Here is a 22,118-nt window from a genome sequence, read left to right on the forward strand (position 1 = left end):
GCTGCGGGCGGGTGCGCGCTGGCGGGCGGCGGCTGTGGCCGCGCTCAGTGCAAAAGGGGGTGCGGTGGCCGACACCGACCCCGCGGACCAGGTTGCGCCACGGCTGGCGGCCGCGGCGCAGGCGCAGGTAGACGCCTGGGTGGCCAGCGCAGAGCAGTTGCTGGCAGACAACCCGGGCCTGGGGCCTGTCGAGATCCAGCAGCGCCTGCTGGCACTCTATGGCGACCTGCCCACCGAACAGCTCGTCGAGCTCATGGCGCAGGGCTATGCGCTGGCCCAGCTCGTGGGCATGGACGATGTGAACGCAGATGAGCTCGACCCCGACGCGGATGGGGCGCGCTGATGCCACGCTCGAGCGCCCTCGAAGGGGTGATCCACCTGCCGTTTGCAGAGCAGATTGCGTTCTTCCGGCGCAAGCTGAACGTGCCCACCGAGCGCTGGGACGACCTCTGGCAGGCGGCGCATGACCGCGCGTTTGTCGTCGCAGGCGCGGCCAAGGCCGACCTGCTGGAGGACTTGCGCGGGGCGGTGGACAAGGCGGTCAGCCAGGGCACGACCCTGGCCGAGTTCCGCCGCGACTTCCGCGCGATCGTGCAGCGGCAGGGCTGGACCGGGTGGACGGGCGAGGGCAGCGCGCGGGGCGAGGCGTGGCGCACGCGCACCATCTACGAGACCAACCTGCGCACCAGCTACGCGGCCGGGCGCTACGCCCAGCTGACCGACCCCGAGCTGCTGGCGCGCCGGCCGTACTGGCGCTACGTGCATTCGGACACCGTGCTGCGCCCACGGCCGCTGCACAAGCGATGGGGGGATATGCGGCTCACGTTGAGGCACGACCACCCGTTCTGGGCAACGCACTTTCCGCCCAATGGCTGGGGGTGCCGATGCCGCGTGGTGGCGGTGCGCGCGCCGGCCGAGGGCGACGCCACCGAGCCGCCGGCAGGCTGGGATGCGATCAGCGAGGCCACGGGTGCGCCCGCCGGCATCGACCGCGGGTGGGGCTATGCCCCGGGCGCCAATGCGGCAACCCCGCTGCTGGACCTGGTGGAGCAGAAGCTGCTGAACCTGGACGCGCCGATTGGCGCACAGATGTGGCAGCACCTGCGCCCGGCTGTGCAGGTGGAGCAGCGGCTGGCGCTGGCCGACCTGGTCGACCGCGTGGCCGGCAGCCTGCGCGCCGGTGGCCGCGCGGCGCTGGTAACGGTGGTTGCGCCAGCAACAGTCGCGGCGCTGGCCAGGCTGGGGCATGGGCTGGAGGCGGCCGAGGTGTGGCTGCGCGACGAAGAGCTGCTGCACGCGCTGCGCGACACCAAGGCGGCGCGCGCAGCCGCGCTGCCCGTGCAGACCTGGCGCGACCTGCCGCGCCTGCTGGAGACGGCCACGCCCTACTGGGACACCGCGGACCCGGCGCTGGTCTACGCCTTTGATGCAGACGGTGGGCAGGGCAAAGTGCTGGTGCGCGTCAACTACCGCGACAAGCTGCGCGTAGGCGACAAGCGCACGCGGGTGACTTCGAACTTCGTGCGAACGGGGGGGATTGTGGATGCCGCAAACCTGCGGGATGGCTCGCAATACCTGAAGCTGCCAAAGGGGGAATGAGGCGGCGCCGGATTCGAACCGGATCATAGGTGCAGCGGACTGCCTCTAACCATTCCCATTGGAAACAACCGCCTCATGCGCACAGTATAGACCGGAGCCTGATCATGGCCAGCGACAAGATCACCATCGAATACACCGGCGCCGACGTGGTCGAGCGCCTGCGCCGCCTGGCCGATGGCCTGGGCCCGGCAGGCTTGCGTCCAGCCTTGCGCGAGATCGGCGAGGATCTGGCCGAATCCACCAAGCGGCGCTTCGCCACCAGCACCGCGCCCGACGGCAGCCGCTGGGCGCCCAACGCGCAGGCAACCTACCTGGGCATGCTGGGGCGCGCGGACAGCCGCAGCGACGGCCGGCTCAACGCACACGGCAGCGCGCGGGTGATGGCCAAGCGGCCGCTGGTGGCCAGCGGCATGATGGGCGATCAGATCCTGTACCAGCTCATCGAGGGCGGCGTCGAGATCGGCAGCAACCTCGTGTATGCGGGCACCCACCAGTTCGGCGCCCGGCAAGGGGCGTTTGGCCGCACGTCGCGCGGGGCGCCAATCCCCTGGGGCGACATCCCTGCCCGCCCCTTCCTCGGGCTGTCTGCCGATGATGAGGCCGCCGTGCTGGACATCCTGGACGACCACTTGGCTGGGTTGCTTGGGGGCTGACCCGGCCGGCGCGTTTACAGCCCCGTAGCGCCGCCGATGGGGTGCGGTGGGGTGTTGGTATGGGCGCGGAGGCGATCGGGGCGGGTAACGGGGTGGTAACGGGGTTTGCGGCGATGTGTCGCGCGCGCCCGCAGTTGCGCCCGCCTCTTCGCGCCCCTTCCCGCCCCTTCCCGCCTCTTCCCGCCTCTTCCCGCGTGGCACCCTGCCGTTGCCACCCGCCCCTGGCGCGCGCTGGTGCAGCCCCGCACCCTGATCTGATGCCCGCAGCCGCCCATCATGGGCGGCATGTCACACGCCTGCCCGCCCCGCCCTGTTGCCTCGCCCGCCATTGCTGCATGCGCCCTGCGCGTGCGGCCAGGGCAGCGCATGGTTCGCGTCATGCCGGCGGGCGAGTTCAGCGCGCCGCGTGGCGCATTCAAGGGGTCGGGCCCCTGGCGGCTGACGCCCGAGGCGGCCGCCAGCATCATCGCGATCAACCGCAGCCGGTCGGCGGACATCCTCGTCGACTTCGAACACCAGGCGCTGCTGGCCGAGAGTAACGGCAAGCCTGTGCCGGCGGCGGGCTGGGTCGATCCGCGCTCGCTCGAGTGGCGCGGCGAGGGTGATGAGCCGGGCCTGTACGGCGCGGTGACCTGGGTGGGCGACGTGCCCGAGATGATCGAGGCGGACCGGTACCGCTATCTCTCCCCGGTGTTCCCGTATGACACCGACGGCACGCCGCTGGATCTGCTGCACATCGCCCTGACGAATTTCCCCGGGATCGACGAGCCGCTCTATGCGGCGCTCTCGGCGCGTTATCGCGTTCATGCCAGCGGAGGGGCCGCTGCCTCCGCACACCCACACCAGGAGGATTCCCAGATGGAGCTGCTCAAGAAGCTGCTCGTCGCCCTCGGCTTGCCCGAGGCGACGAGCGAGGCCGACGCGCTGGCCGGCGTGGCCGCGCTGAAAACCAAGGCCGACGGCGCGCAAGCCGAGCTTGCCGCACTCAAGACACAGGTGGACGGCGCCACGGCCGAAGTGGCCGCGCTGAAGGCGGGCGGCGGCACGCCCGACCCGGCCAAGTACGTCCCCATCGCAACCTTCCAGGCCGAGCGCGACGAGCGACTGCGCCTGGCGGCGCTCTCCGGGCAGTCCGAGGTCAAGGGGCTCGTCGAGGCTGCCATCGCCGACGGCCGCCTGCTGGAGGCGCAGCGCGCCTACGCCGAGGACCTGGGGCAGGTCGATCTGGCCGCGCTCAAGGGGCTGATCGATAGCGCCGCGCCGCTGGCGGCACTCAAGGGCATGCAGAGCCAGGGCCGCGAGCCTGGGGCGCGCCAGGACGCGGCCTCCGATGCGCAGCTGGCGGTGTGCAAGGCGCTCGGCCTGTCTGCCGACGAGTTCAACAAAGCCAAGCTGGGAGCCTGACATGGCCGCACTGATTTCCCCCCGCAATACCGTGCAACGCGTGGGCGACGTGATCGCCTTCCCGGTGAAGGCGGCGACAACGATCCATCAGGGCGGTCTGGTGGTGCTCGATGCCGGCCATGCCGCCCCAGGGCGCGTGGCGACTGGGCTGGTGGCCGTGGGCCGCGCCGAGCACAGCGCGACGGCGGTGGCCGCAGGCGATGCGCTCGTCGAGGTGCGCTGCGGCATCTTCAAGTTTGCCAACAGCGCAGCGGCCGACCTGGTGGCGCAGGCCGACGTGGGGGCCGACTGCTATGTGGTCGATGACCAGACCGTGGCCCGGACGAGCGCCACCAACACCCGTTCGCGCGCCGGCATCGTTGTCGCCGTCGAGCCCGATGGGGTGTGGGTGCAGATCGGCCTGGGCCTGTAACGCTTCACCTACCGGAGTTACCGCTATGAAATCGAGTATCAAGCTGGCCTATGTGTGGGCCTTTGCGCTGGCCGCGATTGGCGTGGGCTTTGCCTGCGGCTTGTCGCCGAGTCCGAGCGAAGGGGTTGCGTTGCTGGGGTTCGGTGGCCTGATCGTGAGCAACGCCACGCTGACCGCGCTCGCCCAGGGCTTCAATGCGGCTTTCCGTCGCGGATTCGAGGGGGTGGCATCGACCTACCAGCAGGTGGCGATGGTGGTGCCGAGTACGTCGGACGCCGAGAACTACGGCTGGCTGAAGGACTTGCCGGGCGTGCGCGAGTGGATTGGTCAGCGCCAGTACAACAACCTGGAGGCCACCGTTGCGCAGCTCAAGAACCGCAAGTGGGAGCACACGATTGCGGTCAAGCGCGACAACGTCGAAGACGACAAGCTGGGGATGTACACGAACTTGTTCGCAATCCAGGGCGAGATCGTGGCGCGCCACCCGGATGACCTGGTGTGGGGGCTGCTGGCGCAGGGCTTCAATACCAAGGGCTTCGATGGCCAGTATTTCTTCGACACCGACCACCTGAGCCACAGCCGCGCCGGCGTGGAGACGAGTTGGAGCAACACCGGTGGCGGCACGGGGGCACCGTGGTTCTTGATGGACCTGTCGCGAGCGTACATGAAGCCGCTGATCTTCCAGGAGCGCCGGAAGCCGCAGTTCGTGAGTCGCACGCGCCCGGATGACCCGCGCGTGTTCGACATGGACGAGTTCGTGTATGGCGCCGATGCGCGTTACAACGCGGGCTTTGGCTTCCATCAGCTGGCCTACGGCAGCCGCCAGGCCCTCGACGCCGACACCTACGATGCGGCCCGCCAGCGCTTGGCTGGGCAGTTCCGCCCCGATGGCAGCCCGCTGGGCGTGCGCGGCACCCACCTGGTGGTGGGGGCCAGCAACGAGGCCGCGGCGCGCGAGCTGCTCGAGGCTGAGCGCAATGTGGCCGGTGCGAGCAACATCTGGCGCGGCTCGGCGCAGTTGATCGTGAGCCCGTGGCTGGAGTGATGGCGATGACGGCCAGTCCGAAAGGCAAGGGGCAAGCGAAGCCCCCCGCAGCCGGGGGCGGTCGCCCCGGCACCACAGGCCCCGATGGCGCGGCCGACGAGCCCGCCCGTGAGGCGCTGGCGCGCGCTGCGGAGGCCGTTGTGCAGCCGGGCGAAGATGCGGGCGAGCTCTATCAGGCGACGCTGGAGGCGGCCGAGCCCGTGGTGACGCACCTGCGGGTGCGCGCACTGCAGGACGGGTTTCGGCGCTGCGGGCGGGCGTGGCCGGCAGCGGGCGTGGAGGTGAGTGTCGATGAGTTCGACCACGCCGAGCTGATGCGCCTGATGGCGGACCCCGAGCTGGTGGTGGAGTCGGTGTGCCGACCGCTGCCCGAGATCGAGTAATCGCCATGCCCTACGCCACGCTGCAGGACATGATCGACCGCTTTGGCGAGCGCGAGCTCGGCCAGATTGCACAGGGCGTTGCGCTCGAGGTGATCGACGCCGACCGTGTCGAGCGGGCGCTGGCCGACGCGAGTGCGGAGATCGACGGCTACGTCGGTACGCGCTACCCGCTGCCCTTGGCGCCAGTGCCGGCGTTACTGGCGCGGGCGGCGTGCGATGTGGCGCGTTACCGGCTGTACGACGACGCCGCGCCGGAGGAGGTGCGCCGGCGCTACGAGGATGTGGCGCGCATGCTGCGCCACATCGCCGAGGGCACGGTGAGCCTGGGCGAGCGCCCGGGTACGCCGACCGTGCCGCAGGTGGTGCAGATGGTGGAGCGCAGCGGCAACGCGGTGTTCCGCCGGCGCACGGATGGGGGGCTGCGATGAGCGGCACGCCGTGCGATACGCCGCAGCGCCCGACCTTCCTGGGGCTGGAGCCGCTGATCGTGGCACGCCTCGAGGCGACGGTGCGCAGCTCCCTGCAGGTGCCGGTGCTGAGCACGGCTGACATTGCCGGGGCCACCGAGGCGAGTCTGCCCAAGCCGAGCGTGCGCGTTGCCTACGGCGGGCACCAGGTGGTACAGGCCGGCGCGCAGCTGCCGGCAGGCTGGGCGCTGATCGAACAGACCTGGATCGTGGTGCCCGCCGTGCGCAATGTGCGCGACATCCGCGCCGGCGCGGCGCCGCGGGCAGACGCCAGCCCGTTGTGCGACGCGGTGCTCGATGCGCTGGACGGCTGGGCGCCGGGCTGCGGCTACGGCCCCTTGAAGAGTGTGACCCCCGGGCTACGCCCGGCAACCCTGGACGGCTGCACCTATGTGCCGCTGGCCTTTACGTCCCGATTCCGGAGGACTACGCAATGCACGTGAAACTGTTGCGCCCCCATACCCATGCCGGCCGTGAGTACCCGGCCGGCGCGGAGCTCAAGACGCTGCGCCCTGCCCAGGCCGAATGGCTGGTAGCGGTCGGCACGGCCGAGCCGACCAGCCCCGAGCCGGCCCCCATCCCCCACACTGAGCCGGCCAAGGCCGGCAAGAAGGAGTAAGCCATGGCGATGACGCCCGGAACCCCGATGATCTGGACCGGCCAAGGCCCGGTGCAGATTGGCACGTTCGACCTGGTGCGCGGCCGCCCCGACCAGGCCTACCTGGTGGATGTCTATCGTGTGGGCTGCGGCAACAGCTCGCTGACGACAAACGTGACACGCGAGACGCGAGACCTGCGCGAGACGTGCAGCGGCCAACGCATGACGCTCAAGCAGTTCGAGACCGGCAAGCAGATGGCCGTGTCGCTGTCGATGTTCCAGTTCAGCGGCCGCAGCCTGGCGGCGGCGCTGTTCGGCGAGGCGCTGGTGAAAGCGCCGGGCACGGTGACGGGCGAGGTGTTGCCCCAACTGGCCGCGGGCGACTACTTCAACCTGCGCTACCCCAAGGCGAGCAGCATCGTGATCAGTGATGGGGCCGATCCGACACCGGCCACGTATGTGGAAGGCACCCACTACGCGGTGGAGGATGCGGCACACGCGCGCCTGCGCCTGCTGGCCCACCCGGCTGGCCATGTCGAGCCCCTGGCGGTGGATTACGCGTACGGCGAGTCGGTGAACATCCGGGCCTTCAGTAAGACGAACGTTGAACGCGGGCTGATCTTCAACGGGGTGAACCAGGACGGGCAGCGCGCACGCCTGATCATCCCGCGTACCTCGCTGGCGCTGGACGGCGACTTCGGTTGGATCGCTGAGGAAGAGGCCACGCTGACCTTGTCGGGGCAGGCGCTGTTCGTGTCCGAGCTCGAGAGCGACGACGACTATGGCGGCTTCGCTCGTGTGACGCTGTTCGATAACGCTTGATTGCCGTGAGCGCATACGAGCACAAGATTGGCGCCACCCTGGACCTGGTCGGCCAGCTGACGCTGAACGGCCAAGCTCAAGATATGGCGGGCTGGAGCGCGCGCAGTCAGATGCGCGGGCCGGCCGGCGAAATCGATCTCGAGTGCGTGTGGCTCGATGCCGGGGCGGGCGTGCTGGCTGTGCGCGCGGCGCCCGATGCACAGGGAGATTGGCGGCCCGGGCGCTATGGCATTGATGTGCGCCTGGAGTCGCCGTCCGGTGAGGTGTTGATCTCAAGCGCAGACCAGGTCCAGTTGGTTGCGCCCGTTACTCGGCCGGCTCAGCCATGAGCCGGCGAGCGTTGACGCTGACGCTCGCGCCGGCCGGGGCCGGCCTCCAGTTGGCGGTGCGCGCTGGCGCTGAAGGTTGCCTGCGGCTGGACCTTGCGCCCGTGCTGCGCGGCGAGCCGGGCCCGCCGGGGGCCGCTGGCAGCGAGCTGTTGCAATTGACCGCAGCCGTGGCGCTAAGCGGGCACCGGGTAATCGCACAGGACGGCGACGGGCATGCGATCTATGCCGATAGCGGTGACGGGTCGGCTTTGGTGGCGCTGGGGGTCTCCGAGCATGCGGCAACGTCGGGCGGGCCGGTGACGGTGCGCCAGTTTGGCGCCTTAGCCTGGCCAGCAGGAGGGTTGACGCCCGGTGCGCCAGTGTTTCTCGGGGCTGCGGGCCAAGTCTCGCATCTTCCCCCGGTAACGGGGTTCGTGCGCCAGGTCGCGGTGGCGCTGTCCGCGAATCGAATCCAGGTCGGCATCGGGCCGGCATTTGACCAGGAGTAGCCAGAATGGCAGACAAGTATCTGAAACTGATCGCAGGGGTCCCCACTCAGGTGGAGGGTTCGACAGCATCGGCAGGTGTGGGCGATGCGGGAAAGCTCGTCGCACTCAACGCACAGGGCAAGCTCGATGAGACGATGATGCCCACCGGCATTGGAGCCGACGTGGCGATCATCCAGGCCAGCGAGAACCTGGTTGCAGGTGATTTCGTGAACGTGTGGAGCGACGCTGGCGCGGCGCGGGTACGCAAGTGCGACGGCAGCGCTGCCGGGAAGGAAGCTCACGGATTCGTGCTGGCCGCTGTGGCATCCGGCAACCTCGCCACGGTGTACTTCGAGGGCACCAACAACCAAGTCAGCGGTCAGGTGCCAGGCCCGGTGTACATGAGCGCGGCCGCGGCCGGCGCCGCGGCGTCAGTGGCGCCCGTTGGCGCGGGCCAGGTTGTGCAGCGTATCGGCGTCGCGACCAGCGCAAGCGCTATCAACGTTGAGTGCGGACAGCACTACGTCTTGTAAGGCGCCGCCATCATGGCTTTGCATAGGCCGCTGGTGTTGATCAACGGGGCGCCGGTGCAGCTTCAACCGGGCGGAGGGCTTGATCTCGGGCCGGTAGTGGCATTAGGCGCTTTCGGCGTAACGCAATCGATAGACCTCAGTGCGGGTGCCGTGCAGTCGGGCTCGGTGAGCGCGAACTGCACCATCGTACTGCAGGCGCTGCCCTACGCGGGCGCGACCAGCTTCACCACGCTGCTGCTGGAAAAGACGGCCGGGGTTGCGATTATATGGCCGGTCGCGATGCAATGGGTTGGCGGGGAGGCGCCAGACATGGCGGCCGCTGGCCTCTACGTTGTTCTTCTGCGCGCCGTGCGAACGGGTGCGGAGACAGTGTTCGTGGCTGACGGCGCAGCGGTGGAGACATGATGGACTGGTATATCCGGCTTGCCGATGGCGAGCTCACTCCTAGGCTGAAGGTGCTGCTGCCTCATGTGTCGAGTCCTGAGCATCTCGATGACGCGGCGCTAGCAGGCATGGGGGTCGCACGTTGCGTAGTGCATGATGCACCACTGCAGTGGTGGCAACTGCTTGGCGCACGCACCGTCGACACCACGACGATACCGGTCACAGTGCGTTGGGCTGTGTTTGAGCGCCCGTTGGACGAGGTCAAGGTGCTGGCCTGGGCGCGCGTGAAGGACGAGCGCGCACGCCGACAGCAGGCCGCTATGCCCTATGCTTACCCGGATGGGTCGATACACCACAATGTGATGAGCGACCGCACAGTACGCGATTTATCGGCATCGACCACTGTCGCTCTGGCGCTGGCTGCGGCCGGCGTGAGCGACCCCCTTATGCCGTGGACCGTCGATGAGAACGTGACGCACATGCTGACGCCACAGCAAATGATCTCATTCGGCGTGGCCGCCACGCAGTGGTATAGCTCGATTCATTTGCAGTCGCAGACGATTCGTGAGCAGATCGAAGCGGCTGGAACCGTCGACGAGGTAATCTCGCTCGCGGCATGGCCGGAGAGCTAAGGTGGCGCAGTATTGGACCGATTTTGCACCTGGAGCGAGCATGACGCAGATGCTGACCGCACCGTTCTGGTCTGCACAGCAGCCAAGCTCTGACGCAACCGACGGCCAAGCCTGGTTCACGTACCTGATGAGTGCAGCACGGTCATTTCTCAGGCCAAATGAGTTTCCAGAGGTTTCGTCATCGAACGGCTTGGAGCTGTTTTTCTCGTTGAAGCAGCATACTGGAACCGTCGCGAACGGCTTTGGCGTCGGCGTTGGTGTTTCGAATGGGGCCAACGGTTTCGTGCTAGGTCTGACTACCGAAACATTCGTTAAGTACCACTTGGTGCGGTGGCAAAGCTCCGGAGCGAACTCGCAGCTAGCAAAATTCGCCGCCGCAGCGAATCCATTTAGCTCGGCACCTGCGACCGTCTACAAGCATGGGCGGCTCCAGTTCCTGAGCGATGGGACCGTGCGTGGGCGCATGTGGAATCGTGATACTCAAGTCGAGCCTGTCAGCTGGCCACTTTCGGTAGGGGGGCAGTCCAGTATCACAGGCTTTGTCGGCATGTTTTCATTCGCGGCTGGTTTACAAGAGTTTTGCGACTTCATCGGTGTCGGAACTCACGGCGACCCGGCCCCCTCCGGTCCGCCTGTCCCCCCCTCCGCGCGTCTGCGCGTGCCCTTGCTGCTAGGCTCCTTCTGAGCCTCGGGTGCGGCATCGCACCCTGATCCCCCCGCCCCGCCAGGCGCAGCATGGCGGGTATGGCAAACAAGCTGCGCACTTCCCTACATGTTGGTATCGAGGTCGATGACCGCCGGCCGCTGACTGACGCGGCCGATGCGGTAGAGGCCGTGTCGGAGGCTGCGCGCACGTCGGCGCCGGGGCTCGATGCGCTGGCCGAGGCGCAGCAGCGCGTGGCACATGAGAGCGAGGCGGCTCAGGCCGCGCTGGACAAGATCGAGCTCGATGCGCTGGCGGCCGATATCGACCGCGTAGGGTTGGATCGCTTTGCCGATGAACTCGAGCGCCTCGCGGTCGAAGGTGGCGCGATGGCGCCGCAGTTTGCCCAGGCAGCGCGCGAGCTGCGCGCCCTGCAGGCTGGCGCCGACGTGGGCGCGGCGGCCGTGGGGCGCATGGGGGGCGAGGCGCGCGATACTCAGAGCGAGCTCGGCGCACTCGGTAACGCGGCGGCCGACTTGCAGACCCGGCTGAGCGGTGTGGCCAAGGCGGTGGCCGGGGTGTTTGCAGTGGGCAAGCTGCAGGGCTATGCGCGTGATGCGATTGCGGTGGCCGATGCCTATGGGCAGATGGCCAGCCGCATCGAGATGGCCACGCGTTCCTCCGAAGAGTACGACCTGGTTCAGGCCCGCCTGCTGGCGACCGCGAGCGCAACATACCGGCCTCTGGCTGAGGCGCAGGAGTTGTACATCCGCACGGCGGATGCGCTGCGCAGCATGGGTTACGAGACCGAGCAGTCGCTCGACATTACCGATTCGTTCAGTTACTTGCTGGTGAATAACGCTGCGAGCGCCGATAAGGCTGCGGCGGCAGTGGATGCGTACAGCAAGAGCATCCAGCGCGGCAAGGTGGATGCGGATGCTTGGGCAACGATCATGGCGGCGATGCCCACCGTGGTGGATGCGATCGCGAAGGCAACAGGCCGCAGTGCCGCTGAGATCCGCGCGCTGGGCGTGACCGGCAAACTCGCTGTGCAGGAGCTGAACGAGGGCCTGCGCCAGACCGTTGAGGCGAACAAGGCGGTGGCAGACAGCATGCCGACGACGGTGGCTGATGCGCTGACGCGGCTGTCGACGGTGTGGGGCGCGTATATCGGCGAGGCGAACCGCGCGAGCGGCGCAACGCAACGCGTGGTTGGGCTTATCAATGCAGTGACCGACAACCTGGATGCGCTGGTGAGCACCGCCATGAAGGCGGGCAACGTGCTGGTGGCGGTGTTCGCTGCGCGCGCGGTACTGGCGGTTCAAGGCTACGCGGCTGCGGCCTTGGCGGCAGGCAAGGCGGTGCAGGCGACGGCGGCGGCGACCGCGGGCCAGGGGGCAGCAGCCGCAACGGCAGCGCCCCAGGTGGCGAGCGCTGCGGCCGCGACTGCTGCCCACGGGCGGGCGGCGGCCGGTGCCGCTGGCGCGGTAGGGGCGAGTGCGGCAGCAACCGAGCGGCAGGGCGCTGCGGCTGCCGCTGCCTCGCGTGGTGTGGGCGGGCTGGCCAGGGTGTTGGGAGCGCTACGCTTCACGGGGCTGACGCTGGCGGTGTCGGTGGTGATCGAGCTGGCGTCGAAGCTCTTGTTCGCCAAGAGCGCGGCCGAGCAGGCCGCCGAGGCGGTCACGCGCGTGGTGGAAGAGGCTGATTTCTCGGATGCTGATGGCGTTGGCGCGTTTATCGAGCAGCTCGAGGAGGTTGGCCGTGCGGCCGACGCCTCTGGCGAACAGGTCGAGCAGGCATTGTCGGCCCGTATCAAGACCTTGTCGGGTGAGCAGCTGGCCGCACTGCGCGATGGCCTGGTCGAGGCGTTCAGGGCGGGGGGTGAGCAGGCCGCGGCACTCGGCGTGGCGCTGGGTGCGGTGGATGCGCGCTTGGCCGATGTCGCCGAACGCGCCAACTGGGGGCGTACCGTTGCAACCGATGCAGCGGCTGCGCGCTTCGAGCTTACAGCGCTGCAGCGGACGCTGCGCGATGTTGCGGGCGATGCTGCGGGTGTTGGCAAAGCGCTGGGCGAGGCGCTGACGAAGGCGGACTTTGGCAGCGCCGATGGGGTCCGCGCGATCCTGGCAGACCTGCAGCTGGTGCAGGATTCGGCGCTGGCGACGGGGGCTCAGATTGAGCAGGCGCTGGGCGACCGGCTTTCACAGCTTTCAGCCAAGGGGCTACGCGAACTGGCCTTGCAGGCCGAGGTGGCGCTGGGGCGGGTGCAGGCCGATGCGCAGGCGGTGGCCGTTGCGTTTGCGCAGGGGGAGGTGTCGGCCGACGAGCATGGCCAGGCGCTGGCGCGCTTGGCGGCCGAAAGCGCGAACCTGGCGCGCATCAATGACCAGGTGCTCAATGCGTCGTTTGCGCGCCTGGGGGTGAATGCGGCGCAGGCGATGGGGCGTATCAGCCCGGCCGCGAAGGATGCCATCGATAGCGTAGAGAACATTGTGGCGGCGCTGACCGCTGCTGGGACGTCGGCGCAGCAGGCGGGCGAGGCGATTGCCGCGGCGCTGGATCAGGCGGTGGTGCGGGCCGATAGCGCGCAGGCGCTGGAGGTGCTGCGTGCCAAGGTGGAGGCGTGGGGCCGCGCGGGGACGCTGTCGGGCGCGCAGGTCGCCGCAGCACTGGACCAGATCAAGTCAAAGTCGGATGCACTGACGCCCGGTATCAACAGCGCAGCCGAGGCAATGAAGCGGCTGGGCGTGGTGTCGGACACTGAGTTGCGGCGCGCGGCCGACGCGGCGCGCGAGTCCTACGAGGCCGTGCGCGACATGGGCGGCAGCGTGCGAGAGCAGGCCGAGGCATTCCGGGTGTATGCAGAGGCGGCCATTGCGGCCAATGGCGGCGTTGCCACGGCGGCGTTGCAGGTGCAGGCGGCACAGCATGGGCTGCGTATCGAGGCCGATGAGGCGGGCAAGACGGTGGTGCGCAGCATGAAGGAGGCGGCCGAGGCGACTGCGAAGCTGCGCGAGCAGGCCGAGGGGTCTGCAACGGCTATGAAGGGGGTGGCCGAGGCGGCCGAGGGGGTGTCGGTTTCGCTGGTGCAGGCTGCGCGTACGCACAACTCGTCGCTGGGGGCCGTTGCGGGTTCGTGGCTCGATGCTCGCATGGCTGCGAGCCGCTATGCCGATGAGGCGCGCCAGGCGGTGTTCGATGCAACGAAGTCGGTCGATGAGCTGCGCGCGGCCTTTGCGGGCTATGTGGCGCAGATGGACGCGCTCGATGCGCGCCAGCGTGCGCTCGATGGCGGGGCTCAGCGCGGGGTCGCGGATCTGCGGTTGCGCTTGCTGGAGCTGGAAGGCACTCAGGAGCAGGTTGCGCAGGCTCGCTATGCACGCGACAAGGAGGAGCGCGCGGCGCAGCTGGCACTGCTGGAGATCGAGATCGAGCGGGCACAGCTGCGCGGCGACGGTGCAGCGGCCGAGCAAGCGCGGGCGCGCGTGGCGGCACTGCATGAGGAGCTGCGCCTGCTGGGCCGGATCCATGAGGCGGAGCAGCGCCAGGTGTCTGCAGCGCGCGTGGCGCAGACAGGCGCCCCCTCGGGCACGCCTACTGCAGCGGCGGGTGATGTGCATGTGCACATTGCGGGGGTGCTGGATGTGAATGATCCGGTCACGCTCGATGCGCTGACGCGGAAGATCCGGCCGGTGCTGGGCGAGCTGGCGCGCAGGGGGGCGTGATGCAGTCAAGTTCGGCCAGCCGCATTTTGTGCAACCGCGACAACCTGGCGCGGGAGGCGACGATTACGGCCTCGGCGCAGCGCGCGAGTGACGACATCCGGTTGGAGGCGCAGGCGCGCCGGGGCGGCGGGCGCATGGCGCTGTCCGGCCCGTACCTGGGGGCAGAGGATGGCGTGATCGACGTCGAGGTGCTGAGCGGTACCGGTGGCGAGCTGGTGGCGTCTATGCCGGTGGTGCGCGGGGTGGGTAGTGGCGCGCTGACGGTGGAGTCGGTGGATGTGACGGCGGTGCCCGATACGGTGACGTTCGCGTTGGTCGATAAGGGCACGCCGCCGGTGCCGGCGCAGCTGGAGTTCTACGGCGTGACGCTGGCCGCGCGTACACCGGGCCTGGTGGGTAACGCGCTGTCTGTGACGGTGACGCGAAACGTGGTGGCGACGCCGACGTCGTACGCGACGCTGGAGCCGATCAGCGCGGGCACGCCGCAGCTTGAGGGGGCGCAGTGGGACTGGGCGCAACCGGCAGCGGTGGATGCGGGGATTCCGCCTGGGGCGTTGCGGGTGCAGTTCGAGGGGTTTCCGGTCGTGCACCGGGCGTGGAAGGTGTGGGATCAGGGGCGCTTTGTGTTCCGTCTGGATCCGGTTCCGCCATATGACATTCCAGCAAACACGAGGGTGCTTGCGGTAAGCGGCGACTACACGCTGACGCTGAGCGACGGCGTGCAGAGCGAGGTGTTTGCCGGGGTTGTGACGGTGTATGACTTCCTGGTGGCGGTCGATACGCGCAGTACGCTGGCGGAGGTGCGCGGGGTGGTTGCGCGCGATACGGCGCCGGGCGGGATGGCGGTAACGGAGATGCCGCTGCGCACCGATGCGCACCACCTGCCGCCGTCTGGGGGACAGGTGGTGGTGCATGGCGTGTCGCCGTCCGCCCCGACAGAGAACCTGGTGCTGGAGTATCTGGGTGCTGCGGCGCCTGGGCGGTGGCGGGTGTCGGGGTCGGTGAGCGGGGTGTTGCCGCAGGCGGCGACCGGGACGCTCTACGCCCATGGGCCCGTGTCGTTCACAGTTCAGGCGCTGGCGTCGGCCAGTCTGGGGGCGCGAATCGATGCGCGCGCCCGCTTTGCGCCTCGCAGCGACGGCGAGGCGCTGCCCGCGGTTTGCTTCAAGCCCGTGATGCTGGGGGTGAGCGCCGTCGACAAGACGGTGACTTTTAAGTGGACGCGGCGACCGAAGTCGAATTGCCGCTGCGACAACTTGCCGGCGCTGCGCTTGCCGGCGCTGTGCCTGGGCTTGGAGCCTGATGGAGGTGGGATGATGCTGGAGCCGGAGTATCAGAGTCGGCTGCAGGGGCTGTACCAGTGGCGCGCTGCGTTTGCAGCAGCCAATACGTCGACGGGGCCTGATGCCGTTGCCGTGGTGCAGGACCTGGATATGGCCGACCAGGTGGTGGCGCTGTTTGCGCGGACCTTGGCAGAAGTGCATGGCGATACGGGTGCCCGCGATCTGTGGGACGCGTACCGTGTGACGATGCAGTCCGAGCTGGCGACGTTGCATGGCGTAGCGGGCTACCTGCCTGCACCGGAGGGGGCTGGCGACTCGACCGAACTCACGGCCTGGCGCGCGATCGTCGCTGCGGCGACGACTATCCAGGGTGGTGCGAAGGGCAGCGTGTACTACAACGCGGCCAACCAGCGCTACTACAGGCTAGAGCTGAGCCAGGTGGAGTTCTCACCGGCCGTGAGCGTGGGGTACCCGTGGGAACAGCCAACCGCCGGCCTGGTGCTGCCGTTCGGCTACTACTACGAGACGACGACCGGTGTCGTGCCTACGGAGTGGGAATCCAGAACCTTTGAGCCCTTCGCGGATGCGGGGTGGGCGACGTCGGCGTCGCACATGCTGGAGCGTGCTGTGCCGCTATCGGCTTCGCGCGGTGGTCAGTTGCGGGTGAGGCTGTGGTACACGGACCTGGGGGCGCCGCCGGCGGGCCTGACAGGCAGCACTGACGATGGGCCTCAGCATAACCTGAAGGTGGATTCGCCCGAACAGCTCGTGCGCCGTTACTCGGCGCAGATGGATCACGTCCTGACTGCGGCGGGCATCGTCCCAAAATCTGACGCCAGCAACAACACGGTAGCCGGGGACGGTTGCTGGCGCGACCCCGGCCACGATTTTTGGTGGGTCGATGAGTCCGGCGAGTATCTGCCGATCTTCAACAACACCCCGTACGTCTCGGCTGTCGTGCGCGATGGCGTCCCGGTGTCGACGCGCGAGTGGGGCGTGGGCGTGGTAACGCAGTGCGAACACCGCTTGCGTGAGGGCGATGAGATCACAATCAGAATCCGCGGGACCGGGCAGTCACTGCAGGCCGGTGACCGCATCGTGATCCCCGTTGTTGCGGCAGCGGCAGCTGCGTTCGGTGGTGGTGACGCCGGCGATGATACCCAGCGCTGGTCGGTGCGCAGTGCGGTGCTGGGCGTGTTGCCCGATTGGCTGAGATCGCCAGGCGACGGCGCGCCGCATTCGGCAGGGGCGCTGACCGTGCGCCTGGCAGATGGCGCGCTGCCGTGGGAGGTGGGTGACACGATTCGGGTGGAGCTCGAGGGCGGGCGCCTGCGCTGGCGGCGAGACGGGGGCACATGGGTCGAGGCCGACATCTTCGGGCCTGCGCTCGATCTGGGCGACGGCCTGCTGCTCGATGCGGCCCCCGGGGCGGCCCCTAGCTTTGCGGCCGGCGACTCCTGGCAGTTTCGGGCGCTGGCGACACACGGGGTGTCGCGGCTGCGTCAACCGCGAGTGGGGCGTGGCTTCGCGTGGTTGGGCGATACGGTGACGCTGGACCTGGACCTGGGCGCGTTGCATGACGTGGAGTGCGTCATGCTGGGGCTGCACACGCTGCCTGCCGGCGCGCGAGTGGATGTCTGGGACCCCGATGATCCGAGCTGGGAGGTGTTTCTCGATGCGCGCGAGGGGCCACTGCTGGCGATGCTGCCGAACGGCACGCGGGTGCGCTACCTGAAGGTGCGGGTTACCCATGCAGGCGCGGGTGCGGCGATTGGCTGGCTGTTCGTCGGCCGCGGCTGGCGTCCCAGCGTGGGGGCCTCGGCGCTGACAATGCAGCGTCAGTATGGTCTGGCGCGCGGCCAGGGCCTGAACCCAGCGGCACTGTACCGCGGTCGTGGCACCGGCGGGCGGTGGCAGTGGGACATCGACCGCGGCGCAGCGCTGCTGGGCGCCAACGCCGATGAGCTTGTTGACCTGGTCGACTACGTGGCACGCAACGGCCTCGAGCCGGTATGTCTGGTGCCCGATGTGCGCGACCCAGGCCGTGCGGCCCTGGCCATTCTGGATGCCGATGAGCTGGCGTTGAGTGAGTTGAGCGAGTGGCAGGCCAGCGGTGTGGCGCAGGCAGTGGTGTCCGTAGATTTGCCCTTCCGCGCTGTGCTGTCGTGATCCTGTACATCCATGCAATTCCGCCATTGGTGCTCGAGGTGCTCGAGGCCGGTGCCCAGCGGTCAACGCTGGGCGGTGAGGTGCCCACGATGAGCGTGAGCATCGATAACGCGCGCGGTGAGGCGGCTGCGCTGCTGAGCGTGCCGCCGCTGCGCGCGAGGGTAACCTTGGTGAGCGGCGGCACGACGGTTTTTTCGGGTCGGGTGCAGTCCGTTGCGCTGGCCGAGGTTGCTGTTTTGATTCTGGAGATTTGACATGAACGTCGATGCGTACCAATGGCTACCCGCTGCGCTAATTCCAGCGCAGACGGCGCTGCGCGACCGGATTGACCAGGGTGGCCTGCCTGGCCGCTTCAAGGTGTACGACGTGGACGACACCTTGCTTGCAACTCTGGCGCTGAGCCATCCGTGCGGCTCGCTCGACGCAGCGGGGGCACTGACGCTGACGCCGGGTGCGCCCGAGAGCAGTGCACCAGCGGGCGGTGCTGCGGCATACGCGGTCATGGAGGCGGGAGACTCAACGCCGCTGCTTTTGCTCCCGGTGGTTGAGGGCGCTACGCCGCTGCCCGGATACCTGGTGATCAGCTCGGCCAACATCGTCGCCGGTGGGACGGTGTCGATGGTGAGCGCGCAGGTCGGTTGAGCCGGCGGACAAGCGAGACGTAATCGTGTCGGGCTGGGGTAACTTCGTATGGGATAACGGCTACGGCGACACTGCGCCCTGGGCCGAGGATACGGCTGTTCCGTACGATGGGCGCCCGAGCCTGCGTTCCGCGCCGATCGCGCAGAATGAATCGTCATCGCTGGCGTCCGGTCTGTTCGACAACACCGCCGGGACGATCACCTGGGCCTGGCGCGTCGATAGCAGGCTCAACTACGACAAGCTGCTCGTGCATCTGGATAGAGAAAGCGGCGAGCGGTATCTGCAGGGGTTTGAAGGCATCTCGGGCAACGAGGGCTGGGCGGAATACTCGATCTCTGCGGGCACGTTGCCTCCAGGGCAGTTTCGGCTGGTCTTCAGCTATACAAAGGAGGCTGCCGGCGGTGTAGGGAGCGATGCTGCCTGGATTGCGCCGATCAGTGGATTCCCAGTGCTACCGCCAGCGGGCAGCGAGGTCGCCGTCGCCGTACGAGCCCCCTTGGCCGTACCGGGAGCTTATGCTCAGGTGTGGCCGTGGGCAACGATGCGCGCGACGTCGCCGCTGTCGGTTCCGAGAGCGCAGGCGATGACGTGGATCGATGCGAGAGTATCGGCTCGCTCCGCACTCGGCCGCCCAGGGGGAGTGGCTGCTCAGCCGGCAGTCGCAGACATTGCCGTCCCGTCGCCCCTTGGTCAGCCTACGCTCCAGGTTCGCCGAGTTCGCCTTGCGCCTGTGCCGGCCTACGCTCCCGCGCCGGGCCGATTGCTGGCTGACCCCCTACCGTTGCGCAAAGGCAGCGATCTGCCCCACTACCGCACCAATCGTGAGCTCCCGTGGGTTTATGGCCGAGTCTGGATATCGCCCGTGCCCTTGGACTCGGCGGGGCTGCTCTGGCTGGTGGCCGATCACCCGGTGACAGCAGTGGAGCGTGTGACCGTCGCAGGCGTGCAGATTGACGGCTGGCAGTTGGTGCAGCAGGTCGATGCGACTGGGCAGGCTGTGGCGCTGCTGCGATTGACGCGCCCCCCTGCCGATGGCGGGGCGATCGCGGTGCGGGTGGTGGGTCGTCGCCACCCGGTGACAGGCCAGGCGATCGAGCACCCCGCTGATATCGTTGCAGACCTGTTGCGCCAATGTGGCTGGGTCGTTGCGGCAGATGCGTTTCAGGGCTTGCGGGAGGCGTACCCGGCCCTGGCTCTGGGTATGGTGTTTGGGGCGCCCGTCCCGCTTCGAGATGCAATCGGAGCAGTCATCGAGCCGATCGGTGCAGTGTGGTCGGCGCCCCGTGTGGACGCGTGGGCGCGCCGCCCACGCAATCCCGTGGCGACCCTGGACGCAAGTGCGGCCGAGCGAGTCAGCGCCCGTGCCGCGGCTGAGTTGGCGTCCGTCGCGCGCATATCCTACGCCTACGACTGGGCGGCCGGCGCCGCACGTGAAACGCTGACGGTGGAGGCGCCCGAGGCTATTGAGCGGTACGGCCGTATGGTCGTGGATATCGCAATGCCTGCGGTGCGCACTGCCCGCGACGCGCTCGAGATCGGATCAGCCAGGCTCGCCGACATGGCCCGCCCGCAGTGGCAGATCGAGATCTCCGTTGCCGGTGCAGATGCACCGATCGATGCCGGAGATACCGTTTTTCTGGCGCACCCCCGCATCCCTGGGGGCTCCGCGCTCATTACCGCCGCTGCACGAGACCGCACTCGCGATATGCTCGACCTGACCGCGTGGTTGCCCGCCGGTGGCGCTCCGCGCGTCGTCCTGGCTCAACGCGGGCTGATGGTCGAGGCTGATCGCGCAGCCCCCAGCGCAGTGGTTTACCGGGACGGCGTGGCGACCTTCACCGTAACGGACGATTCAGGTATGCCTCTGGCCGGCGCGGCCGTGGTGCTGGACGGCCAAGCCATGCGAAATACCGATCGCTTTGGCCGCGTGCAATTCACCACCAGCCGCGGGGCACACACATTGTCCGTCTATATGGATGGTTACGCGCCCTTCCAAATGGATGTCACCGTATGAGCGTCATTCAGCGCACGCCGGACCTGGCTGTCGGTATCCGGCTACAACGTTCCCCCGAACCGCCCGCGCCCGCTATTGGCGGCGCCTGTGATGCAGACGCCTTGGCATGGACCGGGCTTGGGTTCGTGGATGCCTATGGCGGCGTGAGTCACCCGTTCATCGGCAGAGGCGTCTCGTCCCCGGGCGGCAGCTCAGGCGTGCCGGTGGCGGTCTTCGCGGGGATGGACCTGGCCGACTGGGTCGGCACCCGCAGATTGATCGGCATGCCTCTGGGCGAGGCGTGCGGTGTGCGCTGGGAGTGGGAATGGAGCATCCCGCCGACCCCCAGCACCGCCGGGGACAGCGACGTGTGGTGGGAAGGGCACGTAACGCGAACCCTGGGCACGCTCCTGTTGGTCGAGATCCTGCCGGGCTATCGACGCTACGAAGTGTCATGGCTGGCGACGCTGACCGCGGTCGCATGGTGCGGTAACCGCCGCATCGGCGAGTTGGTGCTCGAACTTGGGCAGCGTGAGTAACCCCCGCCCCGTATACCGGCATGCACCGTATCGATTGTCATGTTCTGACGCTGCACGATAGCAATCCGCAGTGGTTGAGGTTGATGCAGGCCGACCTCGATCAAGCCGCGGTCAATCAGCATTGGTTGCCAGGGGTGCCAGGTAACATCGGGGCTGCTCGTGCAGCAGGATTTCGTGCCGGGTCAGCCGAGTTCGTCACGTTCGCGGACCCCGACGATCGCTATGACCCCACGGTGTTCGGCGCACTGGCATCGCTGTTGGACGATCTGCCGACAGCCCCATTCGCGTTCGCTGGCGAGCAGCAAATCGACCCGCGCGGCAATGCAATCTCAGCGCCGCTCTTGCATCCTTATGATCCAGCGGGCCACCTCGACAGCCCGTGTCACGTTCATGGCGTCATCGTCATGCGGAGGCGGTTGGTGGAACCTCTGCTAACGCTGATCACGTCCATTCACATCGCCCCGGAGTGGCACTTGACCCTCAAGCTAACCAATCATGGCATGCCCGTCAGCATGCCTCGTATTGGGCGATGGTGGCGGCGACACGGCAGTCAAGCAACCATATCAGCACCACCTAGACCAGACGCTTTCAGGCGCTAGAACTGCCTGCCGGGGCTACGACAAAAGCAGTCCAAATCCGTGCCAAAACGAGCGCGCCGTTACACTCGCACCAGCCGGTTTCGACAAGACCCGGCAGAAAAGCAAAGGGGCTTGCATCGCTGCAAGCCCCTGAATTTTTTGGTGGTGATGGGCAGAATCGAACTGCCGACCTACGGGTTATGAATCCGTCGCTCTAACCGTCTGAGCTACATCACCAACCGAGCTCGCGAATATAGCGGTTCAGGTGAGTGGGCGTCAACAGGTTTGATGGCTTGGCGTGTCCGGGGGTGTTGTCGGGGCGGTGGCGTCAGGGTCTCATCGAAGTCTTGATTTATAAGGCTTTTGCATTGACAGGGCAGGGGGGATCGGGGATCATTCGACGCCTGTCCTTTTCGGTTCCGGCTCGTTCCGGTCTGTCCTTGCGCCCGTTATCTCTTCCTGCCCTGCTGTTCCTGGTGCTCGGTGTATTGCCCGGCCTGGTGTCTGCGGCGCTACCGCGCAACATTCCCGAGGCTGCGTTCCTGGTGAAGATGGCGTTCGCCCAGCCTGGTAAGGTCCAGGTGAAGGGCAAGGTCAATGGCAAGGACGTTGAGGCGGTGCTGCTGCTGAGTCCCGGTGCGCAGATCCGCGACATTCACAACCGAATCGTGCTCCCCTCGCACATCGGTGGTGAATACATCGTGCGGATGCTGCTCGACAACAACGGCCAGGTGCACCGGGTGTGGGTCCTCACCCCGCAAGAGGTCGCGGCGTCCGCGCCCACACGCTGAGCGGCCCGCGATGTTCGCGCCGCTCGC

25 protein-coding genes and 1 tRNA gene are annotated in these 22,118 nt (G+C 67.9%); 25 read left to right on the top strand and 1 reads right to left on the bottom strand.

Annotated features, from left to right (window positions below):
- The 24 genes from C662_RS10245 to C662_RS20300 all read left to right on the top strand — a co-directional run.
- Nucleotides 1-343: hypothetical protein (locus C662_RS10245; RefSeq protein WP_037984443.1), on the top strand; the 343-nt coding region annotated here is incomplete at its 5' end.
- Nucleotides 343-1,599 (top strand): phage head morphogenesis protein, encoded by a 1,257-nt coding sequence (locus tag C662_RS19770; protein WP_002928413.1) that lies wholly within the window; start codon nt 343-345, stop codon nt 1,597-1,599. The genes C662_RS10245 and C662_RS19770, both read left to right, overlap by 1 nt.
- Before the next feature lie 104 nt (nt 1,600-1,703).
- Complete coding sequence (locus C662_RS10255) at nt 1,704-2,252, top strand: phage virion morphogenesis protein (protein ID WP_002928416.1); 549 nt, start codon at nt 1,704-1,706, stop codon at nt 2,250-2,252.
- Nucleotides 2,253-2,618: 366 nt separating this feature from the next.
- Nucleotides 2,619-3,656, top strand: coding sequence for a phage protease (locus tag C662_RS10260; RefSeq protein WP_002928418.1), 1,038 nt, complete (start codon nt 2,619-2,621; stop codon nt 3,654-3,656).
- Between the two features lies 1 nt (nt 3,657).
- The gene (locus C662_RS10265; protein WP_002928419.1) at nt 3,658-4,068 is read left to right on the top strand and encodes a hypothetical protein; all 411 of its coding nucleotides are present in this window, start codon (nt 3,658-3,660) and stop codon (nt 4,066-4,068) included.
- Between the two features lie 25 nt (nt 4,069-4,093).
- Nucleotides 4,094-5,113, top strand: coding sequence for a Mu-like prophage major head subunit gpT family protein (locus C662_RS10270; protein ID WP_002928422.1), 1,020 nt, complete (start codon nt 4,094-4,096; stop codon nt 5,111-5,113).
- Between the two features lie 5 nt (nt 5,114-5,118).
- On the top strand, nt 5,119-5,496 hold the full coding sequence (locus C662_RS10275) for an HI1506-related protein (protein WP_157354518.1): 378 nt from the start codon (nt 5,119-5,121) through the stop codon (nt 5,494-5,496).
- A 5-nt stretch (nt 5,497-5,501) separates the two neighbouring features.
- Nucleotides 5,502-5,924, top strand: coding sequence for a gp436 family protein (locus C662_RS10280; protein WP_002928425.1), 423 nt, complete (start codon nt 5,502-5,504; stop codon nt 5,922-5,924).
- Nucleotides 5,921-6,406, top strand: coding sequence for a phage tail terminator protein (locus C662_RS10285; RefSeq protein ID WP_002928426.1), 486 nt, complete (start codon nt 5,921-5,923; stop codon nt 6,404-6,406). Before C662_RS10280 ends, C662_RS10285 begins: the two co-directional genes overlap by 4 nt.
- Nucleotides 6,397-6,582 carry a DUF7210 family protein gene (locus C662_RS10290; protein ID WP_002928429.1) on the top strand — a complete coding sequence of 62 codons (186 nt, stop codon included), beginning with the start codon at nt 6,397-6,399 and terminating at the stop codon, nt 6,580-6,582. Before C662_RS10285 ends, C662_RS10290 begins: the two co-directional genes overlap by 10 nt.
- Nucleotides 6,583-6,585: 3 nt before the next feature.
- Nucleotides 6,586-7,383, top strand: a complete 798-nt coding sequence (locus C662_RS10295; RefSeq protein WP_002928431.1) for a hypothetical protein — start codon at nt 6,586-6,588, stop codon at nt 7,381-7,383.
- Nucleotides 7,380-7,712, top strand: coding sequence for a hypothetical protein (locus C662_RS10300; RefSeq protein WP_002928432.1), 333 nt, complete (start codon nt 7,380-7,382; stop codon nt 7,710-7,712). Before C662_RS10295 ends, C662_RS10300 begins: the two co-directional genes overlap by 4 nt.
- A gap of 11 nt (nt 7,713-7,723) precedes the next feature.
- On the top strand, nt 7,724-8,200 hold the full coding sequence (locus tag C662_RS10305; protein ID WP_002928433.1) for a hypothetical protein: 477 nt from the start codon (nt 7,724-7,726) through the stop codon (nt 8,198-8,200).
- 5 nt (nt 8,201-8,205) lie between these two features.
- A complete protein-coding gene (locus C662_RS10310) occupies nt 8,206-8,712 on the top strand; it encodes a hypothetical protein (RefSeq protein ID WP_002928434.1) in 507 nt (168 codons plus the stop codon).
- Between the two features lie 12 nt (nt 8,713-8,724).
- Nucleotides 8,725-9,117: a hypothetical protein gene (locus tag C662_RS10315; RefSeq protein ID WP_002928436.1), complete on the top strand. Its 393-nt coding sequence runs from the start codon at nt 8,725-8,727 to the stop codon at nt 9,115-9,117.
- The gene (locus C662_RS10320) at nt 9,114-9,728 is read left to right on the top strand and encodes a DUF4376 domain-containing protein (RefSeq protein ID WP_002928438.1); all 615 of its coding nucleotides are present in this window, start codon (nt 9,114-9,116) and stop codon (nt 9,726-9,728) included. The genes C662_RS10315 and C662_RS10320 overlap by 4 nt, the downstream gene beginning before the upstream one ends.
- 40 nt (nt 9,729-9,768) lie before the next feature.
- Entirely contained in the window at nt 9,769-10,413 is a 645-nt protein-coding gene (locus C662_RS10325; protein ID WP_002928439.1) for a hypothetical protein, read from the top strand.
- Nucleotides 10,414-10,472: 59 nt separating this feature from the next.
- Complete coding sequence (locus tag C662_RS20650) at nt 10,473-14,096, top strand: tape measure protein (RefSeq protein WP_002928442.1); 3,624 nt, start codon at nt 10,473-10,475, stop codon at nt 14,094-14,096.
- Nucleotides 14,096-17,548 carry a hypothetical protein gene (locus C662_RS10335; RefSeq protein ID WP_002928445.1) on the top strand — a complete coding sequence of 1,151 codons (3,453 nt, stop codon included), beginning with the start codon at nt 14,096-14,098 and terminating at the stop codon, nt 17,546-17,548. Before C662_RS20650 ends, C662_RS10335 begins: the two co-directional genes overlap by 1 nt.
- 89 nt (nt 17,549-17,637) lie before the next feature.
- On the top strand, nt 17,638-17,802 hold the full coding sequence (locus tag C662_RS20530) for a hypothetical protein (protein ID WP_232433255.1): 165 nt from the start codon (nt 17,638-17,640) through the stop codon (nt 17,800-17,802).
- A 1-nt stretch (nt 17,803) separates the two neighbouring features.
- Nucleotides 17,804-18,190 carry a hypothetical protein gene (locus tag C662_RS10345; protein ID WP_002928447.1) on the top strand — a complete coding sequence of 129 codons (387 nt, stop codon included), beginning with the start codon at nt 17,804-17,806 and terminating at the stop codon, nt 18,188-18,190.
- A 25-nt stretch (nt 18,191-18,215) separates the two neighbouring features.
- Nucleotides 18,216-20,204, top strand: coding sequence for a hypothetical protein (locus tag C662_RS10350; RefSeq protein WP_002928448.1), 1,989 nt, complete (start codon nt 18,216-18,218; stop codon nt 20,202-20,204).
- 101 nt (nt 20,205-20,305) lie between these two features.
- Nucleotides 20,306-20,722, top strand: a complete 417-nt coding sequence (locus tag C662_RS10355) for a hypothetical protein (protein WP_157354522.1) — start codon at nt 20,306-20,308, stop codon at nt 20,720-20,722.
- A gap of 20 nt (nt 20,723-20,742) precedes the next feature.
- The gene (locus C662_RS20300; protein WP_002928450.1) at nt 20,743-21,321 is read left to right on the top strand and encodes a hypothetical protein; all 579 of its coding nucleotides are present in this window, start codon (nt 20,743-20,745) and stop codon (nt 21,319-21,321) included.
- Nucleotides 21,322-21,460: 139 nt separating this feature from the next.
- On the opposite strand, the gene C662_RS10360 is transcribed toward C662_RS20300, so the two are convergent.
- Nucleotides 21,461-21,537 (bottom strand) — tRNA-Met (locus tag C662_RS10360).
- A gap of 32 nt (nt 21,538-21,569) precedes the next feature.
- Between C662_RS10360 and C662_RS20535 the strand changes: the two genes are divergently transcribed.
- Nucleotides 21,570-22,091, top strand: coding sequence for a hypothetical protein (locus tag C662_RS20535; protein ID WP_232433256.1), 522 nt, complete (start codon nt 21,570-21,572; stop codon nt 22,089-22,091).
- Nucleotides 22,092-22,118: the final 27 nt, after the last annotated feature.

The organism is Thauera sp. 28, assembly GCF_000310145.2.
Classification (GTDB): domain Bacteria; phylum Pseudomonadota; class Gammaproteobacteria; order Burkholderiales; family Rhodocyclaceae; genus Thauera; species Thauera mechernichensis.